Origin of the sequence: Croceitalea marina (assembly GCF_042684265.1) — a bacterium.
In the GTDB taxonomy this organism is placed as follows: domain Bacteria; phylum Bacteroidota; class Bacteroidia; order Flavobacteriales; family Flavobacteriaceae; genus Croceitalea; species Croceitalea marina.
In genome coordinates, this window is the sequence record NZ_JBHULB010000008.1 from 40,274 (window position 1) to 56,394 (window position 16,121).

The 16,121-nt window shown below is 37.6% G+C and carries 15 protein-coding genes; 9 read left to right on the plus strand and 6 right to left on the minus strand.

All coding sequences use genetic code 11. From position 1 onward, the window contains the following. Window positions 1-9 precede the first annotated feature (9 nt). The gene (locus ACFSQJ_RS07145; protein WP_377766280.1) at window positions 10-543 is read right to left on the minus strand and encodes an NADPH-dependent FMN reductase; all 534 of its coding nucleotides are present in this window, start codon (window positions 541-543) and stop codon (window positions 10-12) included. Window positions 544-673: 130 nt separating this feature from the next. On the opposite strand from ACFSQJ_RS07145, the gene ACFSQJ_RS07150 reads away from it, so the two are divergent. Beyond that, entirely contained in the window at window positions 674-1,858 is a 1,185-nt protein-coding gene (locus ACFSQJ_RS07150; protein ID WP_377766281.1) for an acyltransferase family protein, read from the plus strand. A 15-nt stretch (window positions 1,859-1,873) separates the two neighbouring features. Here ACFSQJ_RS07150 and lpdA read toward each other — a convergent pair whose 3' ends face one another. The 3 genes from lpdA to ACFSQJ_RS07165 all read right to left on the minus strand — a co-directional run bounded on the left by lpdA (window position 1,874) and on the right by ACFSQJ_RS07165 (window position 4,302). Next, the gene (gene lpdA / locus ACFSQJ_RS07155) at window positions 1,874-3,280 is read right to left on the minus strand and encodes a dihydrolipoyl dehydrogenase (protein WP_377766282.1); all 1,407 of its coding nucleotides are present in this window, start codon (window positions 3,278-3,280) and stop codon (window positions 1,874-1,876) included. Between the two features lie 85 nt (window positions 3,281-3,365). Then, window positions 3,366-3,758 (minus strand): hypothetical protein, encoded by a 393-nt coding sequence (locus ACFSQJ_RS07160; RefSeq protein WP_377766283.1) that lies wholly within the window; start codon window positions 3,756-3,758, stop codon window positions 3,366-3,368. A gap of 85 nt (window positions 3,759-3,843) precedes the next feature. After that, a complete protein-coding gene (locus ACFSQJ_RS07165; protein WP_377766284.1) occupies window positions 3,844-4,302 on the minus strand; it encodes an Lrp/AsnC family transcriptional regulator in 459 nt (152 codons plus the stop codon). A gap of 153 nt (window positions 4,303-4,455) precedes the next feature. Here ACFSQJ_RS07165 and ACFSQJ_RS07170 point away from each other — a divergent pair, with 153 nt between their 5' ends. The 8 genes from ACFSQJ_RS07170 to ribB all read left to right on the plus strand — a co-directional run bounded on the left by ACFSQJ_RS07170 (window position 4,456) and on the right by ribB (window position 13,933). Next, on the plus strand, window positions 4,456-5,676 hold the full coding sequence (locus ACFSQJ_RS07170; protein ID WP_377766285.1) for an aminotransferase class I/II-fold pyridoxal phosphate-dependent enzyme: 1,221 nt from the start codon (window positions 4,456-4,458) through the stop codon (window positions 5,674-5,676). A gap of 60 nt (window positions 5,677-5,736) precedes the next feature. Further along, window positions 5,737-7,221 carry a Na+/H+ antiporter NhaC gene (nhaC, locus tag ACFSQJ_RS07175; protein WP_377766286.1) on the plus strand — a complete coding sequence of 495 codons (1,485 nt, stop codon included), beginning with the start codon at window positions 5,737-5,739 and terminating at the stop codon, window positions 7,219-7,221. A gap of 75 nt (window positions 7,222-7,296) precedes the next feature. Next, entirely contained in the window at window positions 7,297-7,803 is a 507-nt protein-coding gene (tpx, locus tag ACFSQJ_RS07180; RefSeq protein WP_377766287.1) for a thiol peroxidase, read from the plus strand. Further along, a complete protein-coding gene (locus ACFSQJ_RS07185) occupies window positions 7,796-8,161 on the plus strand; it encodes a diacylglycerol kinase family protein (RefSeq protein ID WP_377766288.1) in 366 nt (121 codons plus the stop codon). Before tpx ends, ACFSQJ_RS07185 begins: the two co-directional genes overlap by 8 nt. 64 nt (window positions 8,162-8,225) lie before the next feature. Beyond that, entirely contained in the window at window positions 8,226-10,571 is a 2,346-nt protein-coding gene (locus ACFSQJ_RS07190) for a DNA translocase FtsK (protein ID WP_377766289.1), read from the plus strand. A gap of 4 nt (window positions 10,572-10,575) precedes the next feature. Continuing rightward, complete coding sequence (locus ACFSQJ_RS07195; RefSeq protein WP_377766290.1) at window positions 10,576-11,223, plus strand: LolA family protein; 648 nt, start codon at window positions 10,576-10,578, stop codon at window positions 11,221-11,223. Window positions 11,224-11,372: 149 nt separating this feature from the next. Beyond that, on the plus strand, window positions 11,373-12,794 hold the full coding sequence (locus tag ACFSQJ_RS07200) for an LptF/LptG family permease (RefSeq protein ID WP_377766291.1): 1,422 nt from the start codon (window positions 11,373-11,375) through the stop codon (window positions 12,792-12,794). Continuing rightward, entirely contained in the window at window positions 12,791-13,933 is a 1,143-nt protein-coding gene (gene ribB, locus ACFSQJ_RS07205) for a 3,4-dihydroxy-2-butanone-4-phosphate synthase (RefSeq protein ID WP_377766292.1), read from the plus strand. Before ACFSQJ_RS07200 ends, ribB begins: the two co-directional genes overlap by 4 nt. Here the strand turns inward: ribB and ACFSQJ_RS07210 are convergent. Next, complete coding sequence (locus tag ACFSQJ_RS07210) at window positions 13,930-15,123, minus strand: DegT/DnrJ/EryC1/StrS family aminotransferase (RefSeq protein WP_377766293.1); 1,194 nt, start codon at window positions 15,121-15,123, stop codon at window positions 13,930-13,932. The two genes, ribB and ACFSQJ_RS07210, sit on opposite strands and share 4 nt — an antisense overlap. 163 nt (window positions 15,124-15,286) lie before the next feature. Next, a complete protein-coding gene (locus ACFSQJ_RS07215; protein WP_377766294.1) occupies window positions 15,287-16,042 on the minus strand; it encodes a sulfite exporter TauE/SafE family protein in 756 nt (251 codons plus the stop codon). Between the last annotated feature and the right edge of the window lie 79 nt (window positions 16,043-16,121).

Consider the following 16,121-nt stretch of genomic DNA (forward strand, 5'->3'; position numbering starts at 1 on the left):
GAAGTCGTTTTAAAGTGAGGCTAAAAAGTTTTGTATTGCCGAAGTGTGCATTGCAGCTAATTCTGAATCTAATATTCCTTTTTCTTCATCAAAATTCTCAGAAAAACTAGGTAACGAATAAGTTACTATAATTTCTGCTCCAAATCTTGGTAACATTTGATTGATAACTTCCAAAGCGTATTTTGCTCCGCCTTTGCCGGGAGAGGTCGCCATAAGTAGCACCTTAGTGCCGTTCAAAAAATTTCTATCTACACGAGATAACCAATCTAACACGTTCTTAAAAAAGGCCGAGGGATTACTATTATGCTCATTTACTGAAAGTATCACACCATCTGCTTTTTCAATATCTCCCTTAAGTTCTACTAGTGAATTCGAATATCCATGTTTTTTCTCATAATCTGAACTATACATGGGAAAAGGTAGCTTTGCCATGTTCACTTTCTGAATTTGGTGCTCTTCGATTAATGAAACAGTATATTTTACAAGCTTATAGTTGATGGATGTTGAAGAATTGCTGCCAGCAAATGCCAAAATCTTAGCCATAAATACAAATCTATTGTTATTCAGCTAAAATACCGCAAAAACAGTTCTTTTGGTCTTATTTTGGTTAATTTTGCAACGCAAAACATCCGAAATAGCTGTTTTGCAAGTATATAGGATGTCAATCGTAAAGATGAAAGCAAACTCAAATAGACTTTTTTTTATCGATGCCATGAGAGCTTGGGCCATTTTAATGATGCTCCAAGGCCATTTTATTGATGGACTTTTAGATACCTTGTTTAGAGATCCTAATAATCTATTCTATACAACATGGCGCTATTTTAGAGGCATTACTGCACCCGTTTTCTTTACGGTATCCGGATTCATCTTCACCTATCTCTTGATTAGAGCCAAAGGTGATGGTTTGCAGAACCCAAGAATTAAAAAGGGCTTAAAAAGAGGACTACAGCTCATATGCATCGGTTATTTACTAAGATTAAATCTTTTTGGGCTCTTCGTTGGGGAGGTTTACGATGCATTTTATTTAGTAGACGTATTGCATTGTATTGGGCTATCGCTAATAGCGATTATTGGCATCTACCTCTTGTCATCCAAGAAAAACGCTTATTTATTTCCCGCTATTTTGTTTGGCATCACCTTGATATTGTTCTTGTTCGAACCTATTTACAAACGATGGACATTCGCTTTCTTACCAGATGCAATCGCTAATTATTTTACTAAGTCAAATGGTTCCGTGTTTACCATAATACCTTGGTTAGGTTATACGACATTGGGTGGGTTTATATCCATTTTATTCTTAAAGTTCAAAGAAGTAAAGCGTTTTTACCCAAAAGCTATTTCAATAGCCGCTGTTTTAGGTCTGCTTTTGATTTTTACTTCTTCAGATGCATTTGTTTTTCTTTTTGAGCAAACAGGAATCGAGCTATTCAAACGTATTGAACTAAACAATTATCTATTTATTCGTCTCGGAGATGTATTCATAGTATTCGCTATTTTCATGATTTTTAGAGGTATGATGACGAATAAAACCATACTAAAAGTTGGCGCGAACACCCTGAGCATTTATGTAATACATTTTGTTATTCTATATGGAAGCTTTACGGGCCTTGGACTGTATCGCTTCTTGCATCACTCCCTAGATCCTTTTACAGTAGTATTTGGAGCAGTTGCCTTTATGCTTGCCTGTACATTTCTTGCTCTAAAATATGCAAAACATGAAACAGAAATAAAGTATCAATTAGGTTTTATGACCAATTCGCTCAAAAGAGAAACGTCTTCTCTTTTAACAGCTGCTTATTCCAGTTCGAAAAATTTATTATTCAAACTTCGTAGTCTTCTTTCAAGAACTAGAGGTTAATCATAATCAATAAAACTACACGTGTAAAGCGCGATTATCGGTTGCCGCCAGAGCTGCTTCTTTTACCGCTTCTGCGTAGGTAGGGTGCGCGTGGCTCATTCTAGCGATATCCTCCGCTGAAGCCCTAAACTCCATTGCGGTAACCGCTTCGGTTATTAAATCTGCGCAACGTGCCCCGATCATGTGAACACCTAAAACCTCGTCGGTTTTGGCATCTGCCAATATTTTTACAAAACCATCAATATCCATGCTGGCTCTAGCCCTACCTAAGGCGCGCATAGGAAACTGACCAGATTTATAAGCGATCCCTGCTTCTTTCAGTTCCTCTTCAGTTTTACCAACCGCAGCAACTTCTGGCCAAGTGTACACCACGCCAGGTATAAGATTATAATTGATATGTGGTTTTTGGCCGGCCAAAACCTCGGCGACCAAAGTTCCTTCTTCTTCAGCCTTATGGGCAAGCATTGCACCCCGAACGACATCACCAATTGCATATATATTAGGCACGTTGGTCTGAAGATGCTCGTTTACCGCTATTCTTCCTCTTTCGTCTAAATTGACTCCAGCAGCTTTGGCATTCAATCCATCAGTGTATGGACGTCTCCCGACCGAAACCAAACAGTAATCAGCCTTAAATTCAACCTCTTGGCCCTTTTTGTCATCAACTTTGATTATAACTTCATCTCCTTTACGTTCAACAGATTTCACCTTATGCGAAAGATTGAATTTCACCTTTTGCTTTTTCATCACTTTCATAAGTTCTTTTGAAAGTGCGGCATCCATTCCTGGTATAATTCTGTCCATATATTCAACAACGGTAACATCTGCGCCAAGTCGCTTATAAACTTGACCAAGCTCTAAACCGATAACCCCTCCGCCAATAACCACCATATGTTTAGGAATCTCTTTTAACGATAAAGCTTCGGTAGATGTAATAATTCGCTCCTTGTCAATTTTAATAAAAGGCAATGTCGAAGGTTTAGAACCAGTTGCAATAATGGTGTTTTTAGCTTCTATAGTTTCCTTCTTGCCATCTGACTTTGCTATTTCAATATGAGTAGCGTCTTTAAAACTACCTAATCCTTGAAAAACATCAATCTTGTTTTTGCTCATTAAAAACTCAATTCCCTTAGTAGTTTGGTCAACAACCGCCTGCTTACGACCAATCATTTTCTCAAGGTTGATTTTTACCTCTCCGGGAATTTCAATACCATGCTCTTCAAAATGTTTTACCGCATCTTCATAATGGTGCGATGAATCCAGCAAGGCCTTTGAAGGAATACAACCTACGTTAAGGCAGGTACCGCCAAGGGTAGCATATTTTTCTATAATTGCAGTTTTCATACCCAATTGGGCACATCTAATTGCTGCTACATAACCTCCAGGTCCAGAACCGATAACGGCCACATCATACTGACTCATATTTTTATGGTGTAAAAATGAATTTCAAATTTGATTAACATAAACGGACCACAAAAATACGAATGTTTTTTTCGTTAAGAAGTGATTACGAAACAGGGGCCAAAGGAAACTTTAAAGCACTATAATTTCCTAACCATAATCCCAGAATCAATGACGAATTTACGCCTAGCTCAAAAAGGAAAGCACCCGTTAGGTAAGAGCAATTTGCCATTATCGACATTTTTGCCAGAACCCCTAAAGATAAAAGAATATGGGGCAAATGTGTTTTTCGAACTACGATAAGTGAGGTAATAAACCCTGCCGTAACAGCAGCTGTAAACATAGTAAAGCTGCCAAATACCAGCTCTAGACCTGTTGAAGAACAAAGACTAAGGTTCTTGAATAGAATATCTTTGGTAATTGTTGTAAACAACAACAACGAAAAACCACCAAAAACGGTAGCCAATGCGCACAACAAGCGCTTGTTTTTTGAAGACATGAGATGATTTGTTTTTTGATTGATTCTCAAATTAAAAACTTCAACTCATGATTTCACTAGCTTTAACAGCAATTTAGGTTAAATATTAGATAAATATTGCAGTAGACTTCTTAACCGGATTGATTACAAAAGAACTCTGCGTACTACCAATTTGGTCAATCACCGTTAATTTGTTTATCATAAACTCGCGATATGCAACCATATCTGAAACATGTATTGTAAGTATATAATCATAATCACCACTTACATGGTTACATTCTGAAACTTCCTCTAACTCTTGTACTTGACGCTCAAACCTAAGAATATTGTCTTTCGTGTGTTGTGATAACTTTACATGACATAATACCGTAAAACTTCTATTTATTTTTTTAGTGTCGACAAGCGCCACATATTTGGTAATAACAGCTTCACGTTCTAGTTTTCTTATGCGCTCGTAAACCGCTGTCGTAGACAAGTTTAAAGCTAGAGCATATTGCTTGGTGGTCTTTTTGCTATCCTCTTGCAATAAGGTCAATAGCTTTTTATCTATACTATCTAAATCCATTCCGAATTCTTTTCTTTTTTCAACTCCTAAAAATACTATTTTTAGATTTAAATTCTATAAAAATTAAGTTTAAATGATTTATTTTCTATATAATGACATTATTATTGATTTATTTTCTAATTACAAATACTTTAGTGGTTTAAATTTAGAATTATGAATCGCAAGGGAGCAGAAAAAATTCAGGACTTACAGTATTTTGGCGAATTTGGTGGAGTTAATCCATCAATATCGGACTCGTCTACTTATACTTTTTTATCGGCAAAAACAATGTTCGATACTTTTGAAGGCAATACCGAAGGCTGTTACCTATATAGTCGTCACTCCTCCCCTTCCAATCTTTACTTAGGCGAGGCATTGGCTGCACTTGAAGGAACTGAATCCGCCAATGTTTATGCCAGTGGTATGGGAGCGATAAGCGCCGTGATTATGCAACTTTGTGATGCTGGTGACCATATTGTAAGCAGCAGAACCATCTATGGTGGAACATATGCTTTCATGAAGAACTTTTTAAAGAAGTTCGACCTTAGTACTTCTTTTGTTGACATTACCGACTTAGAAATTGTAGAAAACAGTATTACGCCAAAAACCAAAATGATTTATTGCGAAGCGGTCAGTAATCCGCTTTTAGAAGTAGCCAATATCGCAGCACTTTCTAGGCTGGCCAAAAAGAACAATATCCCCTTGGTGGTCGATAACACCTTTTCTCCGCTTAGTATTTCTGCGGCACAACTCGGAGCTAATGTAGTCATTCATAGTTTGACCAAATTTATTAATGGAACAAGTGATTGTGTAGCCGGGGCGGTATGTGCATCTACAGAATTCTGCCTTCAACTAAAAGACGTCAACGATGGTGCAGGTATGTTATTTGGTAGCACTCTTGATAGTTTAAGAGCGGCATCAATATTAAAAAATATGCGCACCTTACATATTCGTATGAAAAAACATAGCCAGAATACTATGTTTTTGGCAAAACAATTTGAAAGCGAAGGTTTACGTGTTGTATATCCCGGTTTGCCTTCCCACTCGGGGCATACTACTTTCACAAACCAGATGAATAGTGAATATGGCTATGGGGGGCTAATGACCATAGATGTTGGAAGCTTGGATATGGCAAACGCACTGATGGAACTAATGCAAAGGGAAAACTTAGGCTACCTCGCCGTGAGTCTTGGTTTTTATAAAACGCTATTTAGTGCCCCGGGCAGTTCTACTTCATCAGAAATACCTCAAGAAGAACAAGAAGAAATGGGTCTGACGGACGGATTAATACGTTTTTCCATAGGATTGGATAACGATATTCAAGCTACTTATAAGACTATGAAAAATTGTATGGTAAAATTGGGTATCTTAAAAGAAGAAGCACTATTGGCATAAAAATGGTTTGCAGGTAAGACACTAAAATTGTAATATTACCTGATTACCAAACCAAAAAGAATGACTGAAAAGCAGAAGAAAGCTAAGTATCGTGAAGATGAAAAAATCATAGAAAATAAGGAACTGAATATTTGGGAAGCCTTGCTACCGGTATTTATTCTTGTAGCAATGTTGGCCTATAATGTCTATGTTTTTGGAGATGATGCGCTGAGCGGTTCCAATCAATTCATTCTTCTATTAGGTGGTGCCGTTGCAGCTATTATTGGATTTTTCAATAAAGTCTCCCACAAACAAATGCTGGCTGAAGTCGCAGAAAATGTAAAATCCACCACAGGGGCATTACTTATTCTTTTAATGGTCGGGGCACTTTCCGGCACATGGCTTGTAAGCGGTATTATACCAGCGATGATTTATTATGGGTTACAAATTTTGAATCCTACTATTTTTCTGGCAGCATGTGTTATTATTTGTGCAATTATATCGGTCGCGACCGGTAGCTCATGGACCACGGCTGCTACAGTCGGTATCGCCTTGATCGGTATAGGTGAAGCATTGGGCATCTCTCTTGGTATGACAGCCGGAGCTGTGCTCTCGGGAGCCTATTTTGGCGATAAATTATCTCCACTCAGCGACACGACCAACCTAGCTCCTGCTATGGCAGGTGGAGAGTTATTCTCACATATTAAATACATGGCTTGGACAACTGTGCCGACAATTACGGTAACCCTAATAGTTTTTATTATTCTTGGGTTTACTATTGATACTTCAGGTGTTGCAGATACAGATGCCATTTTAGGCACCATAGATGCAACATTCAATATAAATGGATGGTTATTTATCGTGCCTTTGGCCGTAATCTTTATGATTGTGAAGAAAGCCCCTCCCCTTTTGGCACTGCTTATAGGAACCTTACTGGGCGGTGTTTTTGCCCTTATTTTTCAACCTGAAATTATAACAACAATTGGCGGTGGAGATTCTTTAAATTTTGAGTCCAGTTATAAAGGAATTCTAAACGCAATAACGGTTGACACGGCTATAGCGACCACCGACCCAGCACTTAATGACTTATTCTCTTCCGGAGGAATGGCCGGAATGTTAGGTACCATATGGTTAATCGTATGTGCCATGGTTTTTGGTGGTATCATGGATGGAATTGGCGCTTTAGAACGCATAACAAAATCTTTATTGGCCATGGCCAAAACAACATTTGGCCTTTTCGCAAGTACTGTTGGTAGCTGTCTGGCACTAAATGTAACTGCATCTGACCAATATTTAGCAATCGTTGTTCCTGGAAAAATGTTTTCGAAAGCATTTGCCGAAAGAGGTTTGGCCCCTGAAAACTTGAGCAGGACCCTTGAAGATTCCGGAACGGTAACTTCAGTACTTGTGCCATGGAATACCTGCGGGGCTTATCATAGTGGTGTATTGGGTGTTGGTGTGGGCGAATATTTTCTTTATGCTATCTTCAATTGGCTGAGTCCATTTATGACCTTACTTTTTGCCGCGTTCAAAATCAAAATAAAGCAGTTACAAAGTACAAACTAATAATTTAGCCTATTGCCTTTGTTGCTTATGGTAAAGTAGTTTCTTAACTTCGAACCTTAATTTAAAAACAATTTAATGGCATCAATTTCATTAGGAGGTACACCGGTTAAAACCATTGGTGAACTCCCATCAAAAAATACATCTGCTCCAGACTTCTCACTTACAAAAGTTGACCTTTCAGAGGCAACCTTGAACGATTACAAAGGCAAAAAAGTAGTCATGAATATTTTTCCGAGTGTTGATACCGGTACTTGTGCCAAATCCGTACGTCAATTCAACGAAGAAGCCGCAGAGCTAGAAAATACCAGTGTTTTATGTATTTCTAGAGACCTTCCGTTTGCACAGCAACGTTTTTGTGGTGCTGAAGGTATTGAGAATGTTGAGATGCTTTCCGATTTTAGAACTGGGGCTTTCGGAAAGGATTATGGTCTTGAGTTCGGTGACGGTGCTTTTAGCGGGCTGCATTCCAGATGCATCGTAGTTTTAGATGCCAACGGCACAATAGTGCATACAGAACAGGTTCAAGAGACGGCCGATGAGCCAAATTACAAAGCTGCACTTGAAGCATTGATGGATGCCTAAGGAATCATTCTTTGTCAATAGAATCAAAAGTATAGGATTCGCTTTAAAAGGCATGTTTCTTCTTTTACGCACCGAGGCAAGCATTAAAGTACAATTTGTTATTGCTCTAATTACAGCAGCGGCGGGCTTCTATTTTGAAATTTCCATAACAGAATGGATTTTGCAATGCCTTGCTATTGGGTTAGTTATGGGTATCGAAGGTATGAATACCGCTGTAGAAAAACTTTCTGATTTTGTACAACCTGAGCATGATGAAAAAATTGGTTTTATAAAAGATGTTTCCGCAGGCGCCGTGATGATTGTGTCCATACTAGCTTCAGTAATTGGTCTTTTAATATATATTCCTAAAATCTTCTAGGGAAACAACTATTTCAATGCTTGGCATCGTAAATTTGTAAATTAGCCCTCATTAACTCCATTTAATGGCCAAAAAACGAAGAAAATCTAAAGCTGCCGTAACTCAAAAGAAATCCTCTTTTAAGCTTTCAAAAAAAAACAAAGTTATTCTTGGTTGTTTTTTGATCGTGCTTAGTATAGCCCTTTTCTTTTCTTTTATATCATACTATTTTACCTGGCAAGCTGATCAAAGTTTACTGACGGAGTTTAAGGACAGAAATGCAGAAGCAGCTAACTTGCTAAATAAATTTGGAGCGGCCATTAGCCATTTTTTCATGTATCAAGGTTTTGGCCTTGCCTCTTTTGTTTTCCCTATTTTACTTGCCATCACAGGCTTGTATTTATTTTTGGGCTTAGAATCTAAAAACTTGTTAAGCAAGTGGATTTGGGGACTTTTAGGTGTTATTTGGGTTTCTATAGCCTTAGGTTTTTTTGCAATCAGTCAACCTCTTTTAGGGGGATTGATCGGGTATGAAATGAATGATTTTCTACAAGATTATATTGGGAAGATCGGTGTTCTTTTAGTTCTCATTTTCACCTTGATCACCATTTTGGTCCGTCTCTTTAATTTTTCACCGGAAGCAATCGGCAATTACTTCAGAGCCAAAAGAGCTGAAATTAAAAAGGATGTATCTTCTGAAGTATTTGAAGAAAAACCTATTGAGTTGAAGCTAGAGGAAGAACCTGAAATTAAAATCGATACATATACCCATAAAAAAGACATTCCACCTTTACGAAATGAGGCAGGCCTTGATGTTAATTTATCTGAGGAAGAGCCAAAAATAGACTTAGAAGTTAGCAAGATTGCGGAAGAAAAAGAAGAAAAAGACATAAAGGCGGATCAACTGGTTAAAGATTTTGGGGAATTCGATCCTAAACTTGAATTGGGCAAATACAAATTTCCTACCCTAGATTTATTAGACCAACATGGTGTTACTGGCGGAATCACTATTAATCAAGAAGAGCTTGAAGAGAATAAGAACAAGATTGTAAATACACTAAAGAACTACAAGATCGGTATTGCTCAGATTAAAGCTACCATAGGTCCTACCGTAACACTCTACGAAATTGTTCCAGAAGCTGGAATACGTATTTCAAAAATAAAAAACCTTGAAGATGATATTGCGCTTTCATTAGCTGCATTGGGCATTCGTATTATAGCTCCAATCCCAGGAAAAGGTACTATTGGTATTGAGGTGCCTAATAAAAATTCTACTATAGTTTCGATGCGTTCCGTGATTGCTTCAAAGAAATTTCAGAATGCCGAAATGCAACTTCCTATCGCTTTCGGTAAAACCATAAGCAATGAGACTTTTGTGGTTGATTTGGCTAAAATGCCCCACCTTCTCATGGCAGGTGCCACTGGACAAGGAAAATCGGTTGGTTTGAATGCGGTCATCACCTCTTTGCTATACAAAAAACATCCTGCAGAAATTAAGTTTGTACTCGTCGACCCTAAAAAGGTAGAGCTTACGCTTTTTAATAAAATCGAGAGGCACTTTTTAGCCAAACTACCTGATTCTGAAGAAGCTATAATCACAGACAACACAAAGGTCATCAATACATTAAACTCGCTTTGTATTGAAATGGATAATAGGTACGAGTTGCTTAAACTGGCCATGGTGCGCAATATAAAAGAATATAATACCAAGTTTAAGGCAAGAAAGTTAAATCCTAATGACGGGCATAAATTCTTGCCCTATATTGTATTGGTGGTTGACGAATTTGCCGATCTGATCATGACTGCGGGGAAAGAAGTTGAAGCCCCTATTGCCCGATTAGCGCAACTTGCTCGAGCCATCGGTATCCATCTCATCATCGCGACACAACGTCCTTCAGTAAATGTTATCACAGGTATTATTAAAGCCAATTTCCCGGCTAGGATTGCCTTTAGGGTTACTTCTAAGATAGATTCTCGAACCATTTTAGACGCCCAAGGTGCAGACCAATTGATTGGGCGAGGTGATATGCTGTACACCCAAGGTAATGATGTGACCCGTATACAATGTGCTTTTGTGGACACTCCGGAAGTTGAAAAAATAACAGAATATATTGGTTCGCAAAGAGCATATCCAAGTGCTCATGAACTGCCTGAATATGTTGGTGAAGACTCTGGCACGAGTATTGATTATGATATTTCGGATAGAGATAAATTGTTTAGAGAAGCGGCGGAAGTTGTGGTAATTGCGCAACAAGGCTCAGCATCTTTAATCCAAAGAAAACTTAAATTAGGTTATAATAGAGCCGGAAGAATTATAGATCAGTTAGAAGCAGCAGGTATTGTCGGCCCATTTGAAGGGAGCAAAGCACGCCAAGTATTGGTGACCGACATGCTAGCATTAGATCAATTATTACAAAATGAGACAAACTAATATCATGATTAAAAGAACACTAACACTACTTTCAATAGTCACTTTAACTTTTTCCTCTTTTGGGCAAAACTCAGAAAAGGCAAAAACTTTATTAGATGAGGTATATACTAATGTTACTTCATATGACAACATTTATATTGATTTTAACTATTCACTAGAAAATACGGAAGCGAACATTAAACAAGAAACAAAGGGTAATGTAACTTTAATGGGTGATAAATACTTGGCAGACCTTTTTGGCGCTAAACAGCTGTTCGATGGCAGCAAAGTATATACGGTAGTTCCAGAAAATGAAGAAGTTACTATAGAAAGCCCCAGTGAAGAAGAAAATACGGTCACCCCTTCTAAAATGCTTACTTTTTATAAAACGGGACACAATTACCAGTGGGATATCTTGCAAAATGTAAAAGGAAGAAAAATTCAATTTATTAAACTGATTCCTATTGACACCAATACTGAAATCAAATCTATTTTATTAGGTATTGATGCAGGAACAAAACACATTTATAAACTTATAGAAACCGGAAAGAACGGCACCAAAACAACGATTACCGTTAATTCTTTCAAAACCAATCAGCCCTTGTCAAAAAGCTTGTTTACTTTTGATGAGGCCAAGTATGAGAGTGAAGGTTATTATATTATAAGAAACTAGGTTGTCTTTCAGCTTCAGGTGTTTTATAAAACTTCAACAGGCCTATAATTTAGGTTTAACCAACAGATGAGACGAGTGTGTTGCCAATAATCGATCGATATATTTTATCGAGATTTCTTTATAATTTTTTCAGTTCGTTTGTGATACTGATGATCATCTTCATATTTCAAACCGTATGGTTATTTATTGATGACCTCGCCGGAAAAGATTTGGATATTTGGATAATAGGTAAGTTTCTTTTCTATTTAATGCCCAACCTCACCGAAAAAGTGCTACCATTAACCGTACTGCTCTCTTCGATACTAACCTTCGGAAGTTTCGCCGAAAACTATGAGTTCGCTGCCATGAAAGCTTCGGGCATATCGTTGCAAAAAGCGATGCGAAGCCTCATAGTATTTATGGTTTTACTTGGTGGCTTCACATTTTTCTTTGCAAATACCGTAATTCCAGCTTCAGAACAAAAGATATTCAATATGCGCCGTAATATCGCTAAGGTCAAGCCTGCAGCCGTTATTGTAGAAGGTGTTTTTAGTGATATTGAAGGCACGGATATGAATATCAAAGTAGAAAAGAAGTCGGGTGATAACGATCAATTTTTAGAAAATGTAGTCATACACCAAAAGTCTAAAACCAAAATCAACACTACAGTAATTAAGGCCAAAACAGGAGAGTTGATCAGTAGTGAAGAATCAGATGTAATTCAATTGGTTTTAAACGATGGACATTACTACCAAGAGGTTGAAAGTAAAAACGCTAAGGACAAGAGAAAGCATCCTTTTAATAGATCAGAGTTTGAAGTCTACATTAAAAATATTGATATTTCAGCCTTAAGCAATAAAAATCTTGAGGAAGAGTCTGATATCACTACGGACAAGATGAAGAATATTGCGCGCTTAAGTAAAGACATTGATTCTTTGAAAATTAATAACCTAAAACAGGTGAATGCCTTTTCAAAAAGTATTTCTTCGAGAATTGGGGCCTTCCCAATAAAACAAAAAGACTCTACAGCAGAAAAAGCACTTGTAGATTATACCAAGACTCCAGGTAACAAAACTAAAAAGTTAGATTCCATAGAAAGTACTGATGACCTAATCGCTGCAATACCTGAATGGCAACGTTCACAACTGTTCAGTAATGCCAAAAATACAGTTACGAACATCATTAATACCATAAAAGGTAAAAAGCTTGAGCTAAATAAGCGTTATGAGGTCTATAACCGCCATATTTTATCATTACACAAAAAGTTTGCCTTGGCTTTTTCATGTATTATTCTCTTTTTTGTTGGTGCTCCGCTTGGGGCTATCATTCGAAAAGGTGGATTAGGTCTACCTATGGTTATCGCTATAATTTTATTTTTAACCTACTACTTTATCGGTGTTTTTGCCGATAACTATGCGAAAAAGGGAGAAATGCATCCTGCTCTGGGCGCGTGGCTTTCAACTCTTATTATGCTACCTTTAAGTATCTTTTTAACCAAAAGAGCTACCGCCGATAGGGGATTAATGAGCATTGGTGGTATTTTAGATATATTTAAAGGGATATTCAAAAGGAAACAAGAAAAAGAGACATGACCGAAACCATAACTCATACAATTCAATTGAACACCATTGAAGAAGCTATTACTGATATTCAACAGGGTAAGGTAATCATCGTAGTAGATGATGAAAACCGAGAAAATGAAGGGGATTTTTTAGCTGCTGCAGAATTAATTACGCCAGAGACTATAAATTTTATGGCAACTCATGGTAGAGGTTTAATATGTGCTCCATTAACCGAAGGGCGCTGCAAAAACCTCGGGCTTCGTAAAATGGTTACACATAACACCGACCCTTTGGAAACTGCATTTACTGTTTCTGTAGATTTAAGAGGAAATGGAGTAAGCACCGGTATTTCTGCTTCAGATCGCGCAAAAACCGTTATTGCTTTAACCGAAGTCGATACGAAACCTCACGATTTAGCAAGACCAGGTCATATTTTTCCCTTAATAGCAAAAGAAGGCGGTGTATTACGTCGTACAGGACACACAGAGGCGGCAATAGATTTTGCAAGATTGGCTGGGTTAAAACCCGCTGGGGTAATTGTTGAGATAATGAATGAGGATGGTAGTATGGCAAGACTACCCCAGCTTATGGAAGTTGCCAAAAAATTTGATCTTAAGATAGTTTCTATCGAAGATTTAGTGGCATATAGAATGGAGCATGATAGCCTAATTGAACGAAAAGAGGCTTTTGATATTACTACTAGGTTTGGGCAGTTTCGCTTGAGAGCGTACAAACAAACAACAAATGATCAAATACACGTGGCACTTGTAAGAGGTACATGGAAAAGTGGTGAACCTATATTAACAAGAATTAACTCTACTCTGGTAAACAATGATATTCTGGGGACTTTGACCAAAAACCCAGATAAAACATTAAAAATGATGTTTGATAGGTTAAATATTGAAGAAAAAAGCGCTATGGTATTCATAAACCAAGGAAATCAATCAAACAATTTATTAAACAGATTAACAGAATTTAAAGCTCTACAAGAAGGTGGGATAACTAAAGCTCCAAAAATTGAAATGGACACTAAGGATTTTGGTATTGGAGCACAAATTCTTCATGATTTAAATATTTCTAAAATAAGGCTACTAACGAATTCTGAGCAAACCAAGCGTGTTGGTATTGTTGGCTATGGCTTGGAGATAGTGGAATACGTAAAATATTAAAGTAGTTCTTGCAAAATAGAAGCCATTTTCTGTGCTCTTTTTTCCGCTTCTTCTTCCGTCCAACTTAATTTTATCAAGCAAGAAATAGTTCTACCGACCCAATGGTCAGAGCGTGAAAAGTCAGTTTTCGAGTAATCAGGAAGTCCTTGTCCAACTTCAAGAGGAAGCTTACCTAAAGATTCTAAATTGGTTAGATGTTGCCATTTGCGATAATAATGCCAATTATTATCAAACCAATAAAAACAGGCATCGATTCCATTTTCATCTAAAATTTTATGCGCTTTTCGAGTGATTTCTTGCGTGGGAAGAAAAAAGTTCAAAAAAGAATAATTCTCCACTCCCCCTTCTGGAACCCTCCTAAATGTTACCTGCGGAACTTTTGTCAGGGCTTTTCGAAGAATGGTATAATGTTTCTTTTGAATTTCAATAAACTCGTCCAGTCTAGTTATTTGGGCGCACCCAACTGCCGCATTCAATTCTGAAATCCGAAAATTGTACCCTAAAAATGGATGCTGCTCCGCTCCCCTATCATTACCAATATGGTCATGACCGTGATCTGAATATTTATGGGCGTTCTCATAATATGTTTTGTTATTGGTAATCATAGCACCACCTTCACCGCAAGTAATGGTCTTTACATAATCAAAAGAAAAACAACCCAAATCCCCAATACTGCCTAAAGACTTACCATTATAACTACCGCCTATTGCTTGGCAGGCATCTTCTAAGAGCAGTAACTTATGTTTTTGACAAATAGCTTGTAATGCACCTAAATCTGCCATAGAACCGCACATATGTACGGGCATTACCACTTTAGTTTTGTCAGTGATTGCTTGTTCTACGGCCCAAGGGTCTAAAGTGAGCGTATCATCCACATCAACCAATACCGGAATAGCTCCAATCGCCAAAATAGACTCAAAACTAGCTACAAAAGTAAACGTAGGCATAATAACCTCATCTCCTGCTCCAATGCCAGCACTTGCCAAGGCGACCGTTAGGGCCGCGGTACCACTACTCAATAAATGAACATGGCCTACACCCATGCGATTAGCAAGAGTAGCCTCCAATTCTTTGGCCTTCCATTGTCCGTTTCGCATACCATCAAAGCCATACCGCATCAATACTCCGGTATCAAGTACTTTTTCTACTTCTGCTTTCTCTTTATCTCCAAATAATTCAAATCCGGGCATAATTAATGGTTTATGGTTTATGGTTTATGGTTTATGGTTTATGGTTTATGGTTTATGGTTTATGGTTTATGGTTTATGGTTTATGGTTTATGGTTTATGGAAACTAGAAAAATTTATTTGTTTGTGGCATAAAACTTCTTTCAACTGACTGCTAACTACTAATTTAGGTAAAGAACCATAGTTTGATTGCCATGATTGTAACCATAATCACTAAAAAGGTTTTAATAAAACCATCTCCTTTTTTTACGGAAAAGCGGCTCGCGACCCATGCACCACTTCCGTTTCCAATTGCCAATATAAAGCCAACAAACCAAATAACTTTATCATTTAAAACGAAAACAACCAACGCGGACAGCATATAGGTAAATACAACCACTACTTTTGTGGCATTGGCGCGAACAAGTGTCATTCTATTGACGAAATTTAAAAATAAGAGCATTAGAAAACCTAAACCAGCGTTAATGAAACCACCGTAAATACCAAAAAAGAAAAAAACTACAATCCCTAACCATAAATGCTTGCCGGTCAGTCTTTCTTCTAAATCGGTAGCTTTAATTTTCGGTTTAAAAATAATAATTAACACAACGGAAAGCATTACGATAGCCAGTATTCTGTTAAAAGCTTCACCATCTACATCTACGGCTATTCTAGCACCAATAATTGCACCAAAAAGCGCCGATATGCCCAGATACATATTGAACGGAAATGTACTGACCCCTTTACTCTTAAAACCCGCTGTAGCCATAGCGGTTTGGACTACTATCGCTACGCGATTGGTACCATTAGCCACAGCCGGTGGCAAGCCAAGAAAGATAAGCACCGGTAGCGAAAGTAAAGAACCACCGCCCGCAACAGTATTAATAAAGCCAACTGCAAAACCTACAACAATTAAAAGCAGGTAATGGTACCATTCTTCCATTCTGTAAAAATACTACAGTAAATTCTATTGATGCAGCAATTAGGAATGTGAAAAGTATAAACAAATAGTAAACTACATC

Bases quoted from the DNA above. Each gene is read 5' to 3' on its own strand.
- ACFSQJ_RS07145 (WP_377766280.1), bottom strand. From the start codon at position 543: ATGGCTAAGATTTTGGCATTTGCTGGCAGCAATTCTTCAACATCCATC.
- ACFSQJ_RS07150 (WP_377766281.1), top strand. From the start codon at position 674: ATGAAAGCAAACTCAAATAGACTTTTTTTTATCGATGCCATGAGAGCT.
- lpdA (WP_377766282.1), bottom strand. From the start codon at position 3,280: ATGAGTCAGTATGATGTGGCCGTTATCGGTTCTGGACCTGGAGGTTAT.
- ACFSQJ_RS07160 (WP_377766283.1), bottom strand. From the start codon at position 3,758: ATGTCTTCAAAAAACAAGCGCTTGTTGTGCGCATTGGCTACCGTTTTT.
- ACFSQJ_RS07165 (WP_377766284.1), bottom strand. From the start codon at position 4,302: ATGGATTTAGATAGTATAGATAAAAAGCTATTGACCTTATTGCAAGAG.
- ACFSQJ_RS07170 (WP_377766285.1), top strand. From the start codon at position 4,456: ATGAATCGCAAGGGAGCAGAAAAAATTCAGGACTTACAGTATTTTGGC.
- nhaC (WP_377766286.1), top strand. From the start codon at position 5,737: ATGACTGAAAAGCAGAAGAAAGCTAAGTATCGTGAAGATGAAAAAATC.
- tpx (WP_377766287.1), top strand. From the start codon at position 7,297: ATGGCATCAATTTCATTAGGAGGTACACCGGTTAAAACCATTGGTGAA.
- ACFSQJ_RS07185 (WP_377766288.1), top strand. From the start codon at position 7,796: ATGCCTAAGGAATCATTCTTTGTCAATAGAATCAAAAGTATAGGATTC.
- ACFSQJ_RS07190 (WP_377766289.1), top strand. From the start codon at position 8,226: ATGGCCAAAAAACGAAGAAAATCTAAAGCTGCCGTAACTCAAAAGAAA.
- ACFSQJ_RS07195 (WP_377766290.1), top strand. From the start codon at position 10,576: ATGATTAAAAGAACACTAACACTACTTTCAATAGTCACTTTAACTTTT.
- ACFSQJ_RS07200 (WP_377766291.1), top strand. From the start codon at position 11,373: ATGATCATCTTCATATTTCAAACCGTATGGTTATTTATTGATGACCTC.
- ribB (WP_377766292.1), top strand. From the start codon at position 12,791: ATGACCGAAACCATAACTCATACAATTCAATTGAACACCATTGAAGAA.
- ACFSQJ_RS07210 (WP_377766293.1), bottom strand. From the start codon at position 15,123: ATGCCCGGATTTGAATTATTTGGAGATAAAGAGAAAGCAGAAGTAGAA.
- ACFSQJ_RS07215 (WP_377766294.1), bottom strand. From the start codon at position 16,042: ATGGAAGAATGGTACCATTACCTGCTTTTAATTGTTGTAGGTTTTGCA.